Source organism: Bacillus sp. GW821-FHT01G09 (genome assembly GCF_059422205.1).
Genome location: NZ_JBWKWL010000002.1, coordinates 821482 through 843845 on the forward strand (window position 1 = coordinate 821482; position 22364 = coordinate 843845).

At 43.2% G+C, this 22364-nt stretch carries 20 protein-coding genes; 18 read left to right on the top strand and 2 right to left on the bottom strand.

What is annotated here, in order from left to right:
• Positions 1 to 25: 25 nt before the first annotated feature.
• The 7 genes from tdh (at position 26) to mutL (ending at position 9776) form a co-directional block, all read left to right on the top strand.
• Entirely contained in the window at positions 26 to 1069 is a 1044-nt protein-coding gene (gene tdh / locus AC07VD_RS09675) for an L-threonine 3-dehydrogenase (protein ID WP_494721713.1), read from the top strand.
• Positions 1070 to 1081: 12 nt separating this feature from the next.
• The gene (locus tag AC07VD_RS09680; protein WP_106073925.1) at positions 1082 to 2260 is read left to right on the top strand and encodes a glycine C-acetyltransferase; all 1179 of its coding nucleotides are present in this window, start codon (positions 1082 to 1084) and stop codon (positions 2258 to 2260) included.
• A 147-nt stretch (positions 2261 to 2407) separates the two neighbouring features.
• Positions 2408 to 3937: a tRNA (N6-isopentenyl adenosine(37)-C2)-methylthiotransferase MiaB gene (gene miaB / locus AC07VD_RS09685; RefSeq protein ID WP_014664026.1), complete on the top strand. Its 1530-nt coding sequence runs from the start codon at positions 2408 to 2410 to the stop codon at positions 3935 to 3937.
• 1 nt (position 3938) lies between these two features.
• On the top strand, positions 3939 to 4370 hold the full coding sequence (ricA, locus tag AC07VD_RS09690) for a regulatory iron-sulfur-containing complex subunit RicA (protein WP_003231834.1): 432 nt from the start codon (positions 3939 to 3941) through the stop codon (positions 4368 to 4370).
• A 252-nt stretch (positions 4371 to 4622) separates the two neighbouring features.
• Positions 4623 to 5168: an outer spore coat protein CotE gene (cotE, locus tag AC07VD_RS09695; RefSeq protein WP_003231833.1), complete on the top strand. Its 546-nt coding sequence runs from the start codon at positions 4623 to 4625 to the stop codon at positions 5166 to 5168.
• Positions 5169 to 5300: 132 nt separating this feature from the next.
• Positions 5301 to 7877 carry a DNA mismatch repair protein MutS gene (mutS, locus tag AC07VD_RS09700; RefSeq protein WP_494721714.1) on the top strand — a complete coding sequence of 859 codons (2577 nt, stop codon included), beginning with the start codon at positions 5301 to 5303 and terminating at the stop codon, positions 7875 to 7877.
• Positions 7878 to 7892: 15 nt separating this feature from the next.
• Positions 7893 to 9776, top strand: coding sequence for a DNA mismatch repair endonuclease MutL (gene mutL / locus AC07VD_RS09705; RefSeq protein WP_494721715.1), 1884 nt, complete (start codon positions 7893 to 7895; stop codon positions 9774 to 9776).
• Positions 9777 to 10173: 397 nt separating this feature from the next.
• On the opposite strand, the gene AC07VD_RS09710 is transcribed toward mutL, so the two are convergent.
• Both AC07VD_RS09710 and AC07VD_RS09715 read right to left on the bottom strand, forming a co-directional pair.
• Positions 10174 to 10629, bottom strand: coding sequence for a regulatory YrvL family protein (locus tag AC07VD_RS09710; protein ID WP_494721716.1), 456 nt, complete (start codon positions 10627 to 10629; stop codon positions 10174 to 10176).
• A 155-nt stretch (positions 10630 to 10784) separates the two neighbouring features.
• The gene (locus AC07VD_RS09715; protein ID WP_217017806.1) at positions 10785 to 11342 is read right to left on the bottom strand and encodes a hypothetical protein; all 558 of its coding nucleotides are present in this window, start codon (positions 11340 to 11342) and stop codon (positions 10785 to 10787) included.
• Between the two features lie 120 nt (positions 11343 to 11462).
• Between AC07VD_RS09715 and AC07VD_RS09720 the strand changes: the two genes are divergently transcribed.
• The 11 genes from AC07VD_RS09720 (at position 11463) to AC07VD_RS09770 (ending at position 22318) form a co-directional block, all read left to right on the top strand.
• Positions 11463 to 12080, top strand: a complete 618-nt coding sequence (locus AC07VD_RS09720) for a TetR/AcrR family transcriptional regulator (RefSeq protein WP_003231827.1) — start codon at positions 11463 to 11465, stop codon at positions 12078 to 12080.
• A gap of 189 nt (positions 12081 to 12269) precedes the next feature.
• Positions 12270 to 12947, top strand: a complete 678-nt coding sequence (locus AC07VD_RS09725; RefSeq protein WP_217017808.1) for an MBL fold metallo-hydrolase — start codon at positions 12270 to 12272, stop codon at positions 12945 to 12947.
• Between the two features lie 109 nt (positions 12948 to 13056).
• A complete protein-coding gene (locus AC07VD_RS09730; RefSeq protein WP_019712693.1) occupies positions 13057 to 13323 on the top strand; it encodes a hypothetical protein in 267 nt (88 codons plus the stop codon).
• Positions 13320 to 14186, top strand: a complete 867-nt coding sequence (fabD, locus tag AC07VD_RS09735) for an ACP S-malonyltransferase (protein ID WP_080529333.1) — start codon at positions 13320 to 13322, stop codon at positions 14184 to 14186. Before AC07VD_RS09730 ends, fabD (AC07VD_RS09735) begins: the two co-directional genes overlap by 4 nt.
• Positions 14187 to 14689: 503 nt before the next feature.
• Positions 14690 to 15664, top strand: coding sequence for an acyltransferase domain-containing protein (locus AC07VD_RS09740; protein ID WP_124073229.1), 975 nt, complete (start codon positions 14690 to 14692; stop codon positions 15662 to 15664).
• Positions 15661 to 17964, top strand: a complete 2304-nt coding sequence (gene fabD, locus AC07VD_RS09745) for an ACP S-malonyltransferase (RefSeq protein ID WP_217017812.1) — start codon at positions 15661 to 15663, stop codon at positions 17962 to 17964. Before AC07VD_RS09740 ends, fabD (AC07VD_RS09745) begins: the two co-directional genes overlap by 4 nt.
• 61 nt (positions 17965 to 18025) lie before the next feature.
• Entirely contained in the window at positions 18026 to 18274 is a 249-nt protein-coding gene (locus AC07VD_RS09750) for an acyl carrier protein (RefSeq protein ID WP_003231809.1), read from the top strand.
• Entirely contained in the window at positions 18252 to 19499 is a 1248-nt protein-coding gene (gene pksF, locus AC07VD_RS09755; RefSeq protein WP_217017821.1) for a polyketide biosynthesis malonyl-ACP decarboxylase PksF, read from the top strand. Before AC07VD_RS09750 ends, pksF begins: the two co-directional genes overlap by 23 nt.
• A complete protein-coding gene (pksG, locus tag AC07VD_RS09760; RefSeq protein ID WP_024573082.1) occupies positions 19500 to 20762 on the top strand; it encodes a polyketide biosynthesis 3-hydroxy-3-methylglutaryl-ACP synthase PksG in 1263 nt (420 codons plus the stop codon).
• Positions 20750 to 21529: an enoyl-CoA hydratase/isomerase gene (locus tag AC07VD_RS09765; RefSeq protein ID WP_128737867.1), complete on the top strand. Its 780-nt coding sequence runs from the start codon at positions 20750 to 20752 to the stop codon at positions 21527 to 21529. Before pksG ends, AC07VD_RS09765 begins: the two co-directional genes overlap by 13 nt.
• 39 nt (positions 21530 to 21568) lie before the next feature.
• Positions 21569 to 22318, top strand: a complete 750-nt coding sequence (locus AC07VD_RS09770) for a polyketide synthase (protein ID WP_134981727.1) — start codon at positions 21569 to 21571, stop codon at positions 22316 to 22318.
• Positions 22319 to 22364 lie beyond the last annotated feature (46 nt).

Consider the following 22364-nt stretch of genomic DNA (forward strand, 5'->3'; position numbering starts at 1 on the left):
AAGAATTTTTCAAGGAGGATTGTACATGCAGAGTGGAAAGATGAAAGCTCTAATGAAAAAGGACGGGGCGTTCGGTGCTGTGCTTACTGAAGTTCCCATTCCTGAGATTGATAAACATGAAGTCCTCATAAAAGTGAAAGCCGCTTCCATATGCGGCACGGATGTCCACATTTATAATTGGGATCAATGGGCACGTCAGAGAATCAAAACACCCTATGTTTTCGGCCATGAGTTCAGCGGCATCGTAGAGGACGTGGGAGAGAATGTCAGCAGTGTAAAAGTGGGAGAGTATGTGTCTGCGGAAACACACATTGTTTGTGGTGAATGTGTCCCTTGCCTAACAGGAAAATCTCATGTGTGTACCAATACTGCTATAATCGGAGTGGACACGGCAGGCTGTTTTGCGGAGTATGTAAAAGTTCCAGCTGATAACATTTGGAGAAATCCCGCTGATATGGACCCGTCAATTGCTTCCATTCAAGAGCCTTTAGGAAATGCAGTTCATACCGTACTCGAGAGCCAGCCTGCAGGAGGAACGACTGCAGTCTTTGGATGTGGGCCGATTGGTCTTATGGCTGTTGCGGTTGCAAAAGCAGCAGGAGCTTCTCAGGTGATAGCGATTGATAAGAATGAATACAGGCTGAGGCTTGCAAAACAAATGGGAGCGACTTGTACTGTTGCTATTGAAAAAGAAGACCCGCTCAAAATTGTAAGCGCTTTAACGAGTGGGGAAGGAGCAGATCTTGTTTGTGAGATGTCGGGCCATCCCTCAGCGATTGCCCAAGGTCTTGCGATGGCTGCGAATGGCGGAAGATTTCATATTCTCAGCTTGCCGGAACATCCGGTGACAATTGATTTGACGAATAAAGTGGTATTTAAAGGGCTTACCATCCAAGGAATCACAGGAAGAAAAATGTTTTCAACATGGCGCCAAGTGTCTCAGTTGATCAGTTCAAACGTGATCGATCTTGCACCTGTTATTACCCATCAGTTTCCGTTAGAGGAGTTTGAAAAAGGTTTCGAACTGATGAGAAGCGGGCAGTGCGGAAAAGTAATTTTAATTCCATAAAGGGGGATAAACATGACGAAGGAATTTGAGTTTTTAAAAGCAGAGCTTGATAGTATGAAAGAAAACCATACATGGCAAGACATAAAACAGCTTGAATCTATGCAGGGCCCATCTGTCACAGTGAATCACCAAAAAGTCATTCAGCTATCTTCTAATAATTACCTCGGATTCACTTCACATCCTAGACTCATCAACGCCGCACAGGAGGCCGTTCAGCAGTATGGAGCCGGCACCGGATCAGTGAGAACGATTGCGGGTACATTTACAATGCATCAAGAGCTTGAGAAAAAGCTGGCAGCCTTTAAAAAAACGGAGGCGGCACTTGTATTCCAATCAGGCTTCACAACAAACCAAGGCGTACTTTCAAGTATTCTATCAAAAGAGGACATTGTCATCTCAGATGAATTGAACCATGCCTCTATTATTGACGGAATTCGACTGACAAAGGCGGATAAAAAGGTGTATCAGCACGTCAATATGAGTGATTTAGAGCGGGTGCTGAGAAAGTCAATGAATTATCGGATGCGTCTGATTGTGACAGACGGCGTATTTTCCATGGATGGAAACATAGCCCCTCTGCCTGATATTGTAGAGCTCGCTGAGAAATATGACGCATTTGTGATGGTGGATGACGCCCATGCATCCGGAGTACTTGGCGAAAACGGCAGGGGAACGGTGAATCACTTCGGTCTTGACGGCAGAGTTCATATTCAGGTCGGAACATTAAGCAAGGCAATCGGAGTGCTCGGCGGCTACGCTGCAGGTTCAAAGGTGCTGATCGATTATTTGCGCCATAAAGGCCGTCCATTTTTATTCAGCACATCTCATCCGCCGGCAGTCACTGCAGCTTGTATGGAAGCGATTGATGTCTTGCTTGAAGAGCCGGAGCATATGGAGCGCTTGTGGGAGAATACTGCCTATTTTAAAGCAATGCTTGTGAAAATGGGTTTGACTCTCACAGAGAGTCAAACGCCGATTCTTCCTATTTTAATAGGTGATGAAGGTGTGGCAAAGCAATTTTCAGATCAGCTCCTTTCTCACGGTGTTTTTGCCCAAAGTATCGTTTTCCCGACTGTAGCAAAGGGAAAAGCCAGAATTCGCACGATTATAACAGCAGAGCACACCAAAGATGAACTGGATCAGGCGCTTGATGTCATCGAAAAGACGGCAAAGGAGCTCCAGCTATTGTAACAAGAGGAAGAGTTTACTCTTCCTCTTTTGATTCCTTATTGATTATTATTCTCAATGAGTGTACAATGATAGGTTGCCAGTTGTGCAGAGCTTCGATAACCTTTATACTGAAGGGTGGAAGTTTGGTTTGAAAGGAGAAAATATGACATGAATGAAAAACAAAAATTAGAGAGCGGACAAGTTAATCCATCGGACAAAAAATCCGAGAAGGATTACAGCAAGTACTTTGAAGCTGTTTACATTCCGCCTTCTTTAAAAGACGCGAAAAAACGAGGCAAGGAAGCCGTTACTTATCATAATGACTTTAAAATTTCTGAACAATTTAAAGGATTGGGAGACGGAAGAAAGTTCTATATCCGTACGTACGGCTGCCAAATGAATGAACACGATACAGAGGTTATGGCAGGGATCTTTATGGCGCTAGGTTATGAAGCGACAAACTCTGTTGACGATGCCAATGTCATTTTGTTAAACACATGCGCAATCCGTGAAAATGCTGAGAACAAGGTGTTTGGTGAGCTTGGGCACTTAAAAGCACTGAAAAAAAACAATCCCGATCTGATTTTAGGCGTGTGCGGCTGTATGTCCCAAGAGGAATCAGTCGTGAACCGTATTTTGAAAAAACATCCGTTTGTCGATATGATTTTCGGAACGCATAACATTCATCGCCTGCCGGAGCTTTTGTCAGAAGCATACCTTTCAAAAGAAATGGTTGTAGAAGTTTGGTCTAAGGAAGGGGACGTTATTGAAAACCTTCCGAAAGTCCGAAATGGAAAAATTAAGGGCTGGGTCAATATCATGTACGGCTGTGACAAATTCTGTACGTATTGCATTGTGCCTTACACACGCGGAAAAGAAAGAAGCCGCCGCCCTGAGGATATCATTCAGGAAGTGAGAAGGCTCGCAAGTGAAGGCTATAAGGAAATTACTCTGTTAGGCCAAAACGTAAACGCGTATGGAAAAGACTTTGAAGATATGACGTACGGACTTGGTGATTTGATGGATGAACTGAGAAAAATCGATATCCCGAGAATCCGTTTTACAACGAGTCATCCGCGCGACTTTGACGACCGCCTCATTGAAGTGCTGGCAAAAGGCGGAAATCTGCTTGATCACATTCATCTTCCGGTTCAATCAGGAAGCTCAGAAGTTCTCAAGCTGATGGCCCGCAAATATGACAGAGAGCGTTACATGGAGCTGGTGCGAAAAATTAAAGAAGCAATGCCAAACGCTTCTTTGACAACGGACATTATCGTCGGATTTCCAAATGAAACGGACGAACAGTTTGAAGAAACGCTTTCTCTATACCGTGAAGTGGAGTTTGACAGCGCCTATACGTTCATTTACTCTCCGCGTGAAGGCACTCCGGCTGCTAAGATGAAAGATAATGTACCGATGCGTGTGAAAAAAGAACGCCTGCAGCGTCTAAACGCACTGGTGAATGAAATTTCTGCTAAAAAAATGAAGGAATACGAAGGCAAGGTTGTCGAAGTATTAGTTGAAGGTGAAAGCAAAAATAACCCTGATATTCTTGCGGGCTATACTGAAAAAAGCAAGCTTGTTAATTTCAAAGGGCCGAAGGAAGCCATCGGCAAAATCGTCCGCGTGAAAATCCAGCAAGCGAAAACATGGTCGCTTGACGGAGAAATGGTAGGAGAAGCAATCGAGGTGAAATAAGATGACGCTCTACTCAAAAAAAGACATTGTGCAGCAGGCACGAAACCTTGCAAAAATGATCTCTGAAACAGAAGAGGTTGATTTTTTCAAACGGGCTGAAGCGCAAATCAATGAGAATGACAAAGTGTCCACAATCGTTAATCAGATTAAAGCCCTGCAAAAGCAGGCTGTCAATCTGAAGCATTATGAAAAGCATGAAGCGCTCAAACAAGTAGAAGCAAAAATTGACGCGCTGCAAGAAGAGCTTGAAGAGATTCCTGTTATCCAGGAATTCAGAGACTCGCAAATGGAAGTAAATGACCTACTGCAGCTCGTTGCACACACCATTTCCAACCAAGTCACAAATGAAATCATCACATCAACCGGAGGCGACCTGCTGAAAGGGGAAACCGGTTCAAAGGTGAAGCATTCAAATAACAGCTGTTCTCTCTAAACACGGTGCCTTTACAGGCCCGTGTTTTTTTATGTGCGGGTTATGAACTAAATAATCTATGTACCAAATGTTCAATTGGTTTTTCTGTGCGCACCGCGTGTAAACTTTATCGCACTTATAAGTAAAGTTTCTAGGCACACCTGCATACAATGGAACAGAAACTTTGTATTTTTATATTTTATTTATAAAAATGCACACTAGACAAATGCCCAGCATAAGATAACACGAAGAAGAACAAGGAGGCATGCCGGAATGTCTGAATACAGGGAAATTATTACGAAGGCAGTAGTAGCGAAAGGCCGAAAATTCACCCAATGCACCAACACCATCTCGCCTGAGAAAAAACCGAGCAGCATTTTGGGTGGTTGGATTATTAACCACAAGTATGACGCTGAAAAAATTGGAAAAACGGTAGAAATTGAAGGGTATTATGATATAAACGTATGGTACTCTTACGCGGACAACACAAAGACAGAGGTTGTCACAGAACGGGTAAAATATGTAGATGTCATTAAACTCAGATACAGAGACAATAATTACTTAGATGATGAGCATGAAGTGATTGCCAAAGTGCTTCAGCAGCCAAACTGCCTTGAAGTGACCATTTCGCCGAATGGAAATAAAATCGTTGTGCAGGCAGAAAGAGAATTTTTGGCGGAAGTGGTAGGGGAAACAAAGGTAGTTGTTGAGGTCAATCCTGACTGGGAAGAGGATGACGAGGAAGATTGGGAAGATGAGCTTGATGAAGAGCTTGAAGACATCAACCCGGAGTTTTTAGTGGGAGATCCTGAAGAATAAAAAAGGGACTAGGGGAGACAGTACCCCCAAGTCTCTTTTTTATATTGATATATCATTCTTTTATCACTTTTTGTTTATGTTATAATGAAGGTTGGAAAATAGAAACGTTGATACATAGTGAGGGATTAAACAATGGCCGGTTATACGCCTATGATACAGCAATATTTAAAAATAAAGGCAGAGCACCAGGATGCCTTTTTATTTTTTCGCCTGGGTGATTTTTACGAAATGTTTTTTGAGGACGCCAAAAAAGCGTCACAAGAGCTGGAAATTACGTTAACGAGCAGAGATGGCGGTGCGGCTGAAAAAATACCGATGTGCGGTGTGCCGTATCATTCTGCTTCCGCGTATATCGAACAGCTTATTAAAAAAGGCTACAAAGTGGCGATCTGTGAACAGACGGAAGATCCGAAAGCCGCAAAGGGCGTTGTGAAAAGAGAAGTGGTTCAGCTTATTACGCCCGGAACTGTAATGGACGGCAAAGGCATCCATGAATCGGAAAATAACTTTATCGCATCTGTTTCAGCCTGCTCGAACGGATACGGACTTGCGCTGTCTGATTTAACAACGGGAGAAAATTTGGCTGTTTTGATTGAACGGCTTGAAGACGTCATATCAGAAATTTATTCAGTTGGCGCACGGGAAATCGTGGTTTCAGGAAGCTTGGATGCAGATACTGTGGCACAGCTGAGAGAGCGGTGCGGTGCAACGATCTCAATTGAAGACGGAGAAACAGACGAACACGTAACGATCATTGAGCACTTAAATAATGAAGATATAACAAAAACATTTATGCGCTTATATACGTATTTGAAAAGAACCCAAAAGCGCAGCCTTGATCATCTTCAGCCCGTACAGGTGTATGAGCTTGAGGAAGCGATGAAAATTGACTTGTACTCAAAGCGTAATCTGGAGCTGACCGAAACGATCCGTTCGAAAAATAAAAAAGGCTCCCTTTTGTGGCTGCTGGATGAAACAAAAACGGCAATGGGAGGCCGGCTGCTTAAACAGTGGATTGACCGGCCGCTTATCAGAGTCAATCAAATCGAAGAGCGCCAAGAAATGGTGGAAACATTGATGTCCCATTTCTTTGAACGGGAAGATCTGCGTGAACGTTTAAAAGAAGTATATGACTTAGAACGCCTTGCCGGCCGCGTTGCATTCGGAAATGTCAATGCCCGGGATTTGATTCAGCTGAAGGAATCGTTAAAGCAAGTGCCTGGCATCAAACAGCTGGTTGCTTCACTGGCTCATGACAAGGCCAAGGAACGTGCAGAGCGCATTGACCCTTGCGGGGATGTACTTGAACTGCTGGAAGAAGCGCTGTACGAAAATCCTCCTTTATCGGTAAAAGAAGGGAACCTGATTAAAGATGGTTATAATCAAAAGCTTGATGAATATCGTGATGCAAGCAGAAACGGAAAAGACTGGATTGCCCGCCTGGAACAGCAGGAGCGGGAATACACAGGCATTCGCTCTTTAAAGGTCGGCTTTAATAAAGTTTTCGGTTATTACATTGAAGTGACTAAAGCAAACTTGCATTTGCTTGAGGAAGGGCGTTATGAGCGGAAGCAGACGTTAACCAATGCAGAGCGCTACATTACCCCTGAATTAAAAGAAAAAGAAGCGCTCATTTTAGAGGCGGAAAATAACATCTGTGAGCTGGAGTACGAGCTGTTTACCGAGCTGCGCGAGAAAGTGAAGCAGTATATTCCGCGGCTACAGCAGCTTGCAAAACAGATGAGCGAGCTGGACGCACTGCAATGCTTTGCGACAATCAGTGAAAATCGTCACTACACGAAACCGGAGTTCTCTAAAGATGAAGTCGAAGTGATTGAAGGCAGACACCCGGTTGTTGAAAAAGTCATGGACAGCCAGGAATATGTCCCGAACAACTGTATGATGGGCGATAACAGACAAATGCTTCTCATTACAGGTCCAAACATGTCAGGGAAAAGCACGTATATGAGACAAATCGCGCTCATTTCCATTATGGCGCAAATCGGCTGCTTTGTACCCGCGAAAAAAGCGGTGCTTCCGATTTTTGATCAAATTTTTACGCGAATCGGGGCTGCAGATGATTTGATTTCCGGACAAAGTACATTTATGGTAGAAATGCTTGAAGCGAAAAATGCGATTGTCAACGCGACGAAAAACAGCCTCATTCTGTTTGATGAAATCGGGCGGGGAACGTCCACTTATGACGGCATGGCGCTGGCACAGGCGATTATTGAATATGTTCACGATCATATCGGCGCCAAGACGCTGTTCAGCACACACTATCACGAGCTGACCGTTCTTGAGGACAAGCTGCCCCAGCTGAAAAACGTTCATGTTCGCGCTGAAGAGTATAACGGAACGGTTGTCTTTCTTCATCAAATTAAAGAAGGTGCCGCTGATAAAAGCTATGGTATCCATGTAGCTCAGCTTGCCGAACTGCCGGGAGATCTGATTGCGCGCGCTCAAGATATTTTAAAAGAGCTTGAGCATTCAGGAAACAAACCGGAAGTGCAGGTGCAGAAACCTCAGGTGAAAGAAGAGCCGGCACAGCTGTCCTTTTTTGGCGAAGCGGAAAAGCCGGCTGAAACACCAAAGCTTTCAAAAAAAGAAAAGCAAGTGATCGATGCTTTCAAATCACTTAATATACTGGATATGACACCGCTTGAAGCGATGAATGAAATGTACAAGCTGCAAAAGAAATTACATTAAAACGGGGTGATGAATGTGGCAAAAGTCATCCAGCTGTCAGATGAGCTTTCAAATAAAATAGCGGCGGGCGAGGTTGTGGAACGGCCCGCCTCAGTCGTCAAAGAATTGGTGGAAAATGCGATCGACGCTGACAGCACAGTCATTGAAATCGATATTGAGGAAGCAGGCCTTGCATCCATTCGGGTCTTGGATAACGGCGAAGGAATGGAGAATGAAGATTGCAAGCGAGCTTTCCGCCGCCACGCAACGAGTAAAATAAAAGATGAAAATGATTTATTCAGGGTGAGAACGCTCGGTTTCAGGGGAGAAGCCCTGCCGAGTATCGCGTCAGTCTCTCATCTGGAGATTACAACAAGCACTGGTGAAGGAGCTGGGACGAAGCTCGTCCTCCAAGGAGGAAACATCATTTCCGAATCGCGTTCCTCAAGCAGGAAGGGAACTGAAATTGTCGTTTCCAACCTGTTTTTTAACACACCGGCCCGTTTGAAATATATGAAAACCGTTCATACAGAGCTTGGAAACATTACAGATGTGGTTAACCGTATTGCTCTGGCGCATCCAGAGGTATCGATCCGCCTGCGCCATCATGGGAAAAACCTGCTTCAAACGAACGGAAACGGAGATGTGCGCCATGTACTGGCAGCGATTTACGGCACGGCTGTCGCCAAAAAAATGCTTCCGCTGCATGTGAGCTCCTTGGATTTTGAAGTAAAGGGATATATCGCCCTCCCAGAGATTACACGGGCGTCGAGAAACTATATGTCGTCTGTGGTCAATGGCCGTTACATTAAAAATTTCCCGCTCGTCAAAGCGGTTCATGAAGGCTATCATACGCTTCTGCCGATCGGACGCCATCCGATTACTTTTATAGAAATTACGATGGACCCGATTTTAGTCGATGTCAACGTGCATCCATCGAAGCTTGAGGTCCGGCTCAGCAAGGAAACAGAGCTTCATGACTTAATTCGTGACGGAATTAAAGATGTATTTAAACAGCAGCAGCTGATTCCGAGTGCCCAGCTCCCGAAAAAATCAGCACCTGCCATCAAAAATGAGCAGCAGTTTATAACCTTTGATGAAAAGCCTGCGGAAAAAAAAGTTCCGGAAAAATCGACTGCGCCATCTTATTCACCAATGAAGCTCAGCTCAGTCGTGAAAGAGCCGGTTGATGTGGAGGAAGAATTGCCTCCTCTCCAATTTGATGCTCCACCTATCGTTGATCAGGAACAAACCCTTGAGGTGTCCGATGTTTCAGAAGAACAGCCTGAAACATTTGAGCAGGAATGCCATGAGGAACAGCAGCAGCCAGCGTCTGAGCGGGTTCCAATTATGTACCCGATCGGCCAGATGCACGGGACTTATATATTGGCACAAAACGAAAACGGCCTATATATTATCGACCAGCACGCCGCCCAAGAACGTATTAAATATGAGTACTTCCGTGAAAAGGTGGGGGAGGTTGAGCCTGAGGTGCAGGAGATGATTGTACCGCTGACGGTCCACTACTCCACAAATGAGGCTTTGATTATTGAACAGCACAAACAAGAGCTCGAAAGCGTCGGTGTCTTTTTAGAGTCATTCGGCTCTAACAGTTACATCGTCCGCTGCCACCCAGCCTGGTTTCCAAAGGGAGAAGAAGCAGAGCTTATAGAAGAAATCATTCAGCAGGTGCTCGATTCCAAAAATATAGATATTAAAAAACTCCGCGAGGAAGCGGCGATTATGATGAGCTGCAAAGGCTCCATCAAAGCAAATCGCCACCTCAGAAACGATGAAATCAAAGCGCTTCTGGACGACCTCCGAAGCACATCAGACCCATTTACATGCCCGCACGGCCGCCCGATCATCATTCACCACTCGACATATGAGATGGAAAAGATGTTCAAACGCGTGATGTAGCGGGGGTGGTAGGCATTGATCCATTCTCTGAATGGATCAATGCTTTTTTGTACTCCTTCGAGTGTCAGATTATAAGAAACGGTTGTAAACGTGTGAGCAGTGTTAACGCATTATACTTCATGGTTCCTCCGTATAACAAAATTTCCATTTACAGGCAATTGAGATTAATGTATATTTTGGGTGAGGGGGTGGAAACATATGGCATGTGGTCCGAAGATCATTATCTTTTTGGATGAACTTGATGATCCGAATGTGAGAATCATTTTAGAATGCAGAATTTAAATTACAACATTGTGTTTTGCTCCCTGTTCGTGTGAACAGGGAGTTTTTTCGTTTATTTAACTGGTGATGTCCAAATATAAGGTGTTATGAATTCTCCATATCTGCCATCAGCATTTTAAGCTGCTTCTCTATTAGGCTGGTTATCAAAAGCAAGTTCAGTGAAAGCCATGAAAGCTGATATCACAACAAGCAAGACATCTGGAATATAAATAGACTGCATAAAGTAATCTGCAAAACAGATCGTTATAAGATTGCTGATAAAATACAGTATAAAAGCAAAAAGTGCAGTCTTTTTCAATGAAAGTGATTTTGCCAAAATGATAGAGATAATCTTTGTGAGTGGGTCTATGATTAAACCTACAGCAAAGCAGGCTAAAATAAATAAAGCTAATGTTTGATTGGAAGCGTATGTGATGCCCAGTATGGAGAATAAGCCTTTCATCCCGAAGAAAAAGCCGCCGAAGATGACTGCAAGCGCAATGGCCGCGATAAAAGTGATAGATACAATTCCGATTAATTTTGATCTGAGGTTAAAATCTTTAGAGTGCTCGTTCTGTTCTTTATGGTTCAAGTATGACACTCCCTTCACCTGCTTACTCAAACAAACAGCACCCTTGAATCAGCCCAAAATATCTATAAGTCTGTTTTCTGACGAAAATAGTATAGCATATTTTAACAAAACCAAAAAAGGCCCTTTCCACTGGGGAAGGGCCTTTTTTGGTTTTGTTAACTCCTGAGATTCGCCGAAGCTTTCTCTTTTTTTGGCCAAATAAAATAGCTGGCTGTAATGAGAAAGTCAATTCCTATAATGACAGTCCACAGTTTAAGAATGCCGCTCAATGCTTCGGTTCGGGCAGAGTCATTGATAAAATAGATCATCCCTGCCAATAGTCCCGCACCAATTAAGTAGGCCAGCACATGTCTTAGCCAGCCTTTCGCACCGTGCTTGGCATGGTCCATTCCAAAACGTTTCAGCGGTTTTGTTCCTTTTTTTGTCACATAATATTGAAACTTTTCATCTGCCCATTGAATCATTTGTTTCCCATAAGCGATCGATATACCGATGTAAACAGCTGCAATCCCATGGGCTGCGGTCGCTGAGGCTCCGCGGTAAAGGTCCACACCAGTTGCCGCTAACAAGATCAAATCGATAACTGGAGTTAAGGCAAGTAATAGCAGTCCTAATGTATGTCGTTTGAATACGTAGCGTACAGCAAGCCCCAAAACAATGACAACCCAAAACGCAATTTCACAGAAAACAATCATCCATGCGATACCGTTCAATCCATTCCCCTCTTTTCAATACAGTTGTATTATTTAAATAATATGTTACCATCTTTGTTTTTGTAACACAACTGTATTATAAAAATTGCTCTCTCATTTTTTTCTTGTTACAATAAAGCTATGCCAAAACAAATTGACCATGAGAAAAGAAGAAAACAAATTGCAGAAGCAACGTGGCGCGTCATTTTAGAACGAGGGATGGAGGGAGCATCAGCCAGGAACATTGCAAAGGAAGCAGGATTGTCATTAGGTGCGCTGCGCCATTATTTCTCTACACAGGATGAATTGCTTGCTTTTGCAATGAAACTTGTCCAAGAAAAGGTAACGGATCGAATTAAGGACATTGCAGTGAGGGATTTGCTCCCTAAGGAAAAAGTGTTGCAAATTTTGCTTGAAATGGTCCCAACGAATGAAGAAACGATTAGAGAGATGGAGGTTTGGTTTGCTTTTACTGCTTACGCCAGACATAAAAAGGATATGTTTGATGCGAGTCATGACGGGATTTTCAGCGGCATGCGGAATCTGATTGCCTATTTAGATGAATCCGATTTACTGAAGCAGAATGCTGATAAAGACATTGAAGCTGAGAGACTTTACGCGCTTGTTGACGGCTTGGCTTTACATGCCATGCTTGACCCTGTGCGCGTGAATAAAGACCGAATCAAGCGGGTCATTATGCAGCATGTAGAGTCAATTTGCGTGGAAGATACACGTGAGACACAAAAACGACATCCTTAAGGCACTAGTGCGAAAAGCGATTCTTGTTGGGCATGCGTCCAAAAGAGTCGCTTTTTTATTTTCAAAGAACAAGGATCTCTGAAAAAAATGGAAAACAATCATGCTGTTTGGTAAAGTGGAATGAAAGACGGACTGAGGGGTGAACACTGGTCCATCGTTTAAGAACTTTACATGATAGGGATGGTATAAATGAATCTTACTTACAAGGTGCATCCAATTAAAACAAGGTATCAGGGCTGGACGAATTATTGCTATATCATTGAAGATATTGTAAGCAGATCTGCAATTGTTGTTGATCCCTCATGGGAATTGAGTAAGATAACCACTACGCTTTCCGAACTCGAAGTGGAATTAAAGGCAGTCGCATTGACACACTCTCATTATGATCATGTAAATCTGGTAGACCCGCTGACGAAGATGTTTAACGCTCAAGTTTATATGTCGAAAAAAGAAATTGATTATTATCAATTCCGATGCAGAAATTTAATTAGCCTAGATGATCATCAGACAATCAGCATAGGAAACACAAGAGCACAATGCCTTCTCACACCGGGGCATACAGCCGGCGGAATGTGTTATTTGTTTTCTGAGAGTATTTTTACCGGAGATACGGTGTTTACAGAAGGGTGCGGCATATGTGAGGATGATGGCAGCTCTGCGGAAGAGATGTTTGATAGTATTCAAAGAATAAAGTCGGAGGTTTCACCCCATGTACGGGTGTATCCTGGTCACTCATTTGGCAAATCGCCCGGCCATTCGATAAAGGATCTTTATCAGCATAATATTTACTTTCAAATTGATAAAAAAGAATATTTTGTGAAATTTCGCACTCGTAAAAACCAAAAAGGTATTTTTGATTTTAAATAATCCTTCTGAATCTATTATCCTATTTTTCTTCGAATATCTAAATGATTTTTATTTTCGAAAATGATTACATAGAAGGTGTTATTTATTTTGAAAACTCATTTGAAAGAAAATGAAGCGCATTATCATGATATGGCGCCCTATATGTAATCCGGGTCTTTTTTCTTATGTTCTGTTATATCTCCTGATCCTTTATTCCTCAATGGAAAAAAGCAGAAAAACAATGGAGCAAACTGTAGGAAAAATTAACTTGACGGATAATATTTACAGAGGTTACCATCAACATGAACATGCTACTATTTATCCGGTCATCACTATTATAAAATCATACAGAAGTGAAACACATCTACTAATCGGAAGGGTGGCTTTGAGAGAATGATCACATATGTTTTTCCAGGTCAGGGTTCACAGAAACAGGGAATGGGCAGCGGCCTATTCGATGAATTTAAAGAACTGACGGATCAGGCAGATGAGATCTTAGGATATTCTATCAAACGTCTTTGCCTGGAAAATCCTTATTCCAATTTAAACAAAACGCAATTTACTCAGCCGGCGTTATATGTGGTAAACGCACTAAGCTATCTGAAAAAAATCAAGGATGAAGAAGTTAAGCCTGACTTTGTCGCCGGGCACAGCTTGGGTGAATACAATGCGTTATTTGCAGCTGAAGCCTTTGATTTTGAGACAGGTTTACAGCTTGTCAGAAAAAGAGGCGAGCTGATGAGTCTGATAAGCAACGGCGGTATGGCAGCTGTTATGGGACTAAATGAAGAGCAGGTTGCAAAGGCTCTGAAAAAATATCATTTACATGATGTTGATATCGCTAATGTGAATGCCCCATATCAAATTGTAATTTCAGGAAAAAAAGATGAGATTGAAAAAGCCGCATCTCTTTTTGAAACGATGACTGAAGTTACAATGGTACTCCCCTTAAACGTAAGCGGCGCGTTTCATTCCAGATACATGAATAAAGCAAAAGAAGAATTCGAGGAGTTCCTTCATGCCTTTTATTTTTCGCCTCCGTCTATCCCGGTTATTTCTAATGTGTATGCCAAACCGTATACATACGAATTCATGAAACAGACGCTGGCTGATCAAATTAATCATTCAGTGAAATGGACTGACAGCATAAGCTACTTAATGAAAAAAGGCCATATGGAGTTTGAGGAGGTAGGGCCTGGAAATGTTTTAACTGGGTTAATTCATCGCATAAAGAAAGATGCGGAAGCAATGCCCCGCTAAAGCATTTGCCCCTATGGCCATGTATCTCATCAATCAGGTCTAAACACAGATTTCCTTTCATTTAAGGTATAAAGTTTTAAAGATTCAATCGTTCGATTGACACTGTTTCTAATTGAATAACTTTATATACTGTTACATAAAGAGGCTGATAAATTAAGTTAGACATTTGAACTATGTCAGCCGGTCTGTCAAACCATCGCTCCCACATCTAGATGGTCCATTTTTTAACCGCACCCACCAATCATAGAGTCGATGTTCTTTGCTGATCCTGTTATCATGTTACATCAATTTTGAGATATCAACATACATCTACGATCACGTCATAAATGAACCGCATCCAGAGCACCAATAGCAATCCTTCCAAGTTGAATCTCCTTTACTTTTTCACATATGTCTTTTCCATTTATTAATTTCATTTCAATCGCTGCTATGTGCTTTAACAACATGCATGGAAATGAGAAATCCAATAGCCGTCATAAATATAAAAAAAGAAGGTTATACACATGAATGAACCGCTTGTTTTTATGTTTTCCGGGCAAGGTTCCCAATACTATCACATGGGGAAAGAACTATTTAAGGAAAATACCGTGTTTCGCCAATCAATGCTTGAAATGGATGCCATTGCAGCACGGCGAATCGGCACATCCATTGTTGAAGAAATCTACCATCCAGGTAAACGTGTGTCAGATCCGTTTGACAGTATTCTTTTTTCCCACCCCGCCATTTTTATGATTGAGTATTCCTTATATAAGGTTTTGGAAGACAGGGGAATTTATCCTGATTACGTATTGGGATCAAGTCTGGGAGAATTCGCAGCAGCGGCAGTTTCTGGTGTGTCAGACGCAGAGGATATACTGGATTGCATACTTGAACAGGCTATTATCATCCAAAATTCCTGCGATAAAGGAAAAATGATGGCCATTCTGGACAAACCGCAATTGCTGAATGATTATCCGCAACTGTTTGGAAATAGTGAACTCATTTCTATCAATTATGATTCGCACTTCGTCATTTCTGGTGAAGAAGATCATATAAGGAAGATTATGGAGGATTTAAAGGGGAAGCAGATTCTTTGCCAGCTGCTTCCTGTGTCCTATGCCTTTCATTCTTCGCTTATTGATCCGGCAGAGAGTGCCTATGCAGAATTTTTAAGATCAAAATCTTTTCAAAAACCGTCAATACCGATTGTATCGAGCTTAACGGGAAGCTGCCTTCACGTAATGGACGAGAATTTCTTTTGGAATGCGGTCAGAAAGCCAATGATGTTTCGTGAAGCGATTCGATATTTGGAAAGCCAGCATACATGCAAGTTTATCGATTTAGGGCCATCCGGCACCTTAGCTGCTTTTGTGAAACAGCTGATTCCGGGTGATTCAGCTGACCGTTGCTGCTCAATCATAACACCATTTCATCAGGAGCTGAAAAATCTGAATACGGTTGAGTATTTCCGTACACCAGAAAGGAAGTTTACAAGATGATTACATATGTCTTTCCAGGGCAAGGCTCCCAGCAAAAGGGGATGGGACAAGGGCTATTTGAACAGTATCAGTATTTGACAGATCAAGCAGATCAAATATTGGGCTATTCAATAGAGAAGCTATGTACCGAAAAATCATATCTGGATTTAAATCATACTGAATACACGCAGCCGGCTTTGTATGTTGTTAATGCACTCAGTTACTTGAAGAGAGTGGAGGAGACCGGCAGAAAACCTGATTTTGCGGCAGGACACAGCTTAGGAGAATACAATGCGCTGATGGCAGCCGGTGCATTTGATTTTGAAACCGGATTAAGGCTCGTCAAAAAAAGAGGAGAATTGATGGGACGAATTACAGGGGGCGGAATGGCTGCTGTGATCGGCCTGAGTAAGGAACAAGTTACAGCCGTTTTAGAAGAGCACCGTCTTTATGACATTGATGTGGCAAATGAAAATACGCCCCGGCAAATTGTGATTTCTGGCCCGAAAAAAGAGATTGAAAAAGCTCGGGCTGTTTTTGAAAACACCAAGGATGTAAAGCTGTTTCATCCATTAAATGTGAGCGGAGCTTTTCATTCCAGATATATGAATGAAGCCAAACAGGTATTTAAGCAATATATTGACTCATTCCAGTTTGCACCTTTGGCGATCCCGGTTATCTCCAATGTCTACGCAGAGCCATACCATCAAGACAGATTAAAAGATACATTATCTGAACAAATGGACAACACAGTGAAATGGACGGACAGCATTCGTTTTCTGATGGGAAGAGGAGAAATGGAGTTTGCAGAGATTGGGCCTGGAACTGTTTTAACCGGTCTCATTCATCGGATTAAAAATGAAGCTGAACCATTGACATATATACCGAAAAAGAACTCCGCGATCAGTGCGCATCTAAAGGAGCAACGTAATGTTCAAGCTGGGATTACGGCAGAATCTTTAGGAAGTGCTGAATTTAAACAAGATTATCATCTTACATATGCTTATCTTGCAGGAGGAATGTACCGCGGCATTGCTTCGAAAGAAATGGTAGTAAAGCTGTCAAGAGCGGGAATGATGGGGTTCTTTGGCACAGGAGGTCTGAGCCTGAATGAGGTTGAAGATGCGATACATGCTATACAAGGTGAATTAGGGAAAGGACAAGCCTATGGCATCAATCTGGTCCACAATATGAAACATACTGAATCAGAAGAAAAAATGATCGATCTTTTATTGAGGAATCAAGTGAGCATAGTGGAAGCTTCAGCATTTTTAAGTGTCACTCCCGCATTAGTAAGGTACCGCGCAAAAGGAGTGAAACGAAATCAAAATGGTGACGTTATATGCTCAAATCGTCTTATAGCAAAAATATCACGGCCGGAAGTTGCAGAATCATTTCTGAGTCCTGCGCCTGAGAATATGCTGCAAAAGCTTTTAGGAGAAAATAAAATCACTATGAACGAAGCTGAGTTGTTGCGGTGCATTCCGATGGCTGACGATATTTGTGTAGAAGCTGATTCAGGCGGTCATACAGATGGCGGTGTGGCATACAGCCTGATGCCGGCGATGACATCTTTAAGAGATGAAATGATGAAAAAATATCAATACCGGAAAAAAATAAGAGTTGGTGCAGCTGGAGGAATTGGAACACCTGAGGCAGCGATGGCGGCTTTTATGCTAGGGGCTGATTTTATTCTAACAGGCTCAATCAATCAATGTACGGTTGAGGCGGCAACAAGTGATAAAGTAAAGGATTTGCTTCAGCAGATGAATGTACAAGATACAGCCTATGCGCCTGCAGGTGATATGTTTGAATCGGGCAGTAAAGTGCAGGTGCTAAAGAAAGGCGTGTTCTTTCCCGCGCGGGCAAACAAGTTATATGAACTGTACCAGCGGTATGGGTCTATACGTGAGCTGGATGCAAAGATGCTGGCCCAGCTTGAGGAGAAATACTTTAAACGCAGTATAGAAGACATATATAAAGATATTGCATTGCATTATCCCGCGGCAGACATTGAGAAGGCTGAACAAAACCCGAAGCATAAAATGGCTTTGATTTTCCGATGGTACTTCAGATACAGTTCAAAATTGGCAATCAGCGGAAGCGAACATTCGAAGGTCGATTATCAAATTCACTGCGGTCCCGCGCTGGGAGCCTTTAATCAATGGGTTAAAGGGTCGCAATTAGAAAATTGGCGAAACCGCCACGTGGATGAAATCGGGAAAAAATTAATGACAGAAACGGCAGTATTGCTTCATGAACGGATGCAATCGATGTATCAGCCGTCGCATGAAACAGACAACATAAAAATAAAAGTTTGAATATTATGAAAATATACCTATAAAAATCATTAAAATAATCCCTTGAAGGAGAGAGCGCATTATGGATAAACAGAGAATCTTTGAAGTACTAATCACCAATATTTGCGAGGTGCTTCCTGAATTAGACGGACACAGATTTGAGCCTGAAGATCAGTTAGTTGAGTTAGGAGCTGACTCTGTAGACAGAGCTGAAATTATCACGATGGTGCTAGAGGATTTATCGTTAAAAATCCCTCGCATTGAGCTATCCGGGGTGAAAAACATCGGTGAATTAGCTGAGGTGCTTTATGACAAAGTGCAATCTGCCTGAGGTGGTGGTGACCGGTGTAGGCGTCACGGCCTCTATCGGTCAAGGGAAAGAGGACTTTGCTTCCTCGCTGCTGTCCGGCAGACATGCCTTTGATGTCATGAAGCGTTCAGGCAGACAAAAAGACAGCCGGTTTATCGGAGCCGAAATTGCGTCATTGTCTTATCCTGAACGACTCTCCAAAAAAATGTTGCGAAAAGCATCATTCTCCAGCCGCGCTGCATTGGTAACTCTCACAGAGGCTTGGGAGGAGGCTGAATTGGACGATGCAGATTCCTCACGTATCGGACTGGTTGTTGGCGGATCAAATTTTCAGCAGAGAGAAACCTTTGAAGTTTATGAAAGGTATCAAGACCGCTCCGGTTTTATTTCGCCGGCGTATGGTCTGTCTTTCATGGACAGCGATCTTTGCGGGATATGTACAGATCAGTTTGGCATCACGGGATTAGCATATACGGTGGGAGGAGCCTCGGCCAGCGGCCAGTTAGCAGTCATTCATGCGATTCAGCAAGTCCTGTCAGGCGAAGTTGATACTTGCATTGCACTTGGTGCTTTAATGGATCTTTCTTATATGGAATGCGAGGCGCTAAGGGCTTTAGGCGCTATGGGGACGGACAAATATGCTGATGAACCTGAAAAAGCGTGCCGTCCCTTCGATCAAAACAGAGACGGGTTTATCTATGGAGAATCGTGCGGTGCATTGGTAATAGAACGAAAGGAGACGGCTTTACGAAGAGGTCTTAAACCTTATGCAGCATTGTCTGGCTGGTCAATCAAACTGGATGGAAACCGGAATCCTGATCCTTCATTAGAAGGAGAGATTCATGTCATCCAGAAGGCACTGGAGCGTGCCAGGCTTTTACCAGAAGATATTGATTATATTAATCCTCATGGAACAGGCTCTTTTATTGGAGATGAAATAGAATTAAAGGCGCTCCGTGCATGCCGACTTTCCCATGCTTATATCAATGCAACAAAATCGATAACCGGACACGGGCTTAGTGCGGCGGGCATCGTAGAGATTATTTCTGTTTTGCTGCAAATGAAAAAATCTGCCCTGCATCCGAGCCGGAATTTGGATCATCCAATCGATGATTCCTTTCATTGGGTAAATGGGAAATCGATTTCATACCGCATCAAAAATGCGCTGAGCTTAAGCATGGGGTTTGGCGGAATGAACACCGCGGTTTGTATACAAAACATTGAGAAATGTGGAGGCGAATCATAAATGGTTTCAGCCGGAATAGAAGCGATGAATGTCTTTGGCGGAACGGCATACCTTGATGTCATGGAGCTGGCCAAATATAGACATTTAGATACTGCGAGATTTGAAAACTTATTAATGAAAGAAAAAGCGGTAGCACTGCCTTATGAAGATCCCGTGACCTTCGGAGTCAATGCAGCTAAGCCGATTATTGATGCTTTATCTGAAGCAGAGAAGGACCGGATTGAATTGCTGATCACTTGCTCTGAATCCGGGATCGACTTTGGGAAATCGTTAAGTACATATATCCATGAATATTTAGGTCTCAACCGCAACTGCCGTTTGTTTGAGGTTAAACAGGCGTGTTATTCAGGGACAGCGGGATTTCAGATGGCGGTGAATTTTATATTATCCCAGACTTCTCCGGGTGCCAAAGCACTGGTTATCGCCAGTGATATTTCACGTTTTTTAATCGCTGAGGGCGGAGACGCTTTAAGCGAAGATTGGTCTTATGCGGAACCGAGCGCCGGAGCGGGAGCGGTGGCCGTTTTAGTTGGCGAAAATCCCGAGGTGTTTCAAATAGATCCCGGAGCAAATGGTTATTACGGCTATGAAGTGATGGACACGTGCCGCCCCATTCCCGACAGTGAAGCGGGAGATTCTGATCTGTCTTTAATGTCATATTTGGATTGCTGCGAACAGACCTTTCTGGAATATCAAAAGCGTGTACCGGGTGCCAATTATCAGGACACGTTTCAATATCTTGCTTACCATACGCCCTTTGGCGGGATGGTGAAAGGTGCGCACCGGACAATGATGCGTAAGGTGGCGAAGGTGAAAACATCCGGGATTGAGACGGATTTTTTAACTCGGGTAAAACCAGGTTTAAACTACTGTCAACGGGTTGGAAATATTATGGGGGCAGCCTTGTTTCTGGCATTGGCCAGCACGATAGACCAAGGGAGGTTTGATTCGCCTAAACGAATTGGCTGTTTTTCCTACGGATCCGGCTGCTGTTCTGAATTTTACAGCGGAATTACAACTCCGCAAGGCCAGGAGCGTCAGCGAACATTTGGTATTGAGAAGCATTTGGATCGCCGGTATCAGCTCTCCATGGAAGAGTATGAGCTATTGTTTAAGGGGAGCGGGATGGTGCGGTTTGGGACGCGCAATGTAAAGCTGGACTTTGAGATGATACCGGGCATCATGCAGTCCACTCAAGAGAAGCCGCGCTTGTTTTTAGAAGAAATTTCTGAGTTTCATCGGAAGTACAGGTGGATCTCGTGACCTATCAAACGATAAAGGTCCGCTTTCAAGCGTCGGTTTGCTATATTACCTTTCACCGTCCTGAAGCGAATAATACGATTAATGACACGCTGATAGAAGAATGCTTGCAAGTGTTAAACCAATGTGAAACATCAACGGTGACGGTTGTGGTTTTAGAAGGGCTTCCCGAGGTGTTTTGTTTCGGAGCTGATTTTCAAGAAATCTATCAGGAAATGAAAAGGGGCAGAGAACAGGCAAGCTCCCAAGAGCCTCTCTATGATTTGTGGCTGAAATTGCAGACCGGCCCTTACGTCACGATATCTCATGTCAGGGGAAAAGTGAATGCAGGCGGTCTTGGATTCGTATCTGCCACAGATATTGCCATTGCTGATCAGACGGCGTCATTCAGTCTCTCTGAGCTGCTATTCGGCCTGTACCCTGCTTGTGTTTTACCGTTTCTGATCCGCCGTATCGGCTGGCAGAAAGCGCATTATATGACGCTTATGACAAAGCCGATTTCCGTTCAGGAAGCCAGTGAATGGGGGTTAATAGATGCTTTTGATGCTGAAAGTGACGTGCTGCTGAGAAAGCATTTATTGCGTTTGCGGAGGCTGAATAAAAAAGGAATCGCACATTATAAACAGTTTATGAGCTCACTTGATCATCAAGTCAGTCGTGCGAAAGCCACCGCTTTAACTGCAAATCAAAACATGTTTTCTGATCCTCAAAACCAAATGGGAATCATCAGGTATGTTGAAACAGGACAATTCCCATGGGAGGATCAGTAACCGTTTAAAAATGACAATCAGAACCGTTAGGAGGACATCATGACGCATTCTGTTGTAGAGCTTATCGAAATTGAATCCGCCATTATTCAGGTAAAGATGCAAGATCGCATTCATAAAAACGCGTTTTCACAAGAACTTACAGACGGTTTAATTCAAGCGTTTGAATACATACGGCAGAACCCAAAATACAAAGCGGTCATTTTGACAGGATATGATAATTATTTTGCTTCAGGAGGAACGCAAGAAGGACTGCTTCGAATTCAACAGGGATTGACCAAGTTCACTGATGACAATCTTTATTCTCTGGCGCTGGATTGTGAGATTCCAGTTATTGCGGCAATGCAGGGCCATGGAATTGGAGGCGGCTTTGTCATGGGGCTCTTTGCTGACATAGTCATTCTGAGCAGAGAAAGCGTGTATACGGCTAATTTTATGAAATACGGATTTACGCCTGGAATGGGCGCTACCTTTATCGTTCCTAAAAAACTGGGTTTCAGCCTGTCCCAGGAAATATTATTGAATGCGGGCAGCTACCGCGGAGCTGATCTTGAAAAAAGAGGGGTTCCTTTTAAGGTGCTGCCCCGTGCAGAAGTGTTAGATTATGCAGTGGAGCTGGCGCAAGAACTGGCGGAAAAGCCGAGAAACTCACTGGTTACACTGAAAGATCATTTGGTTGCCCCGCTTCGCGATCAGCTGCCGCGCGTCATTGAACAGGAATTGATGATGCATGAGAAAACATTTCATCATGAAGAAGTCAAAAGTAGAATCAAAGGTTTATATGGTAATTAACTGAAAATATATATATAAATTTTGCAGGTGAAATGGAGGCAGCGTG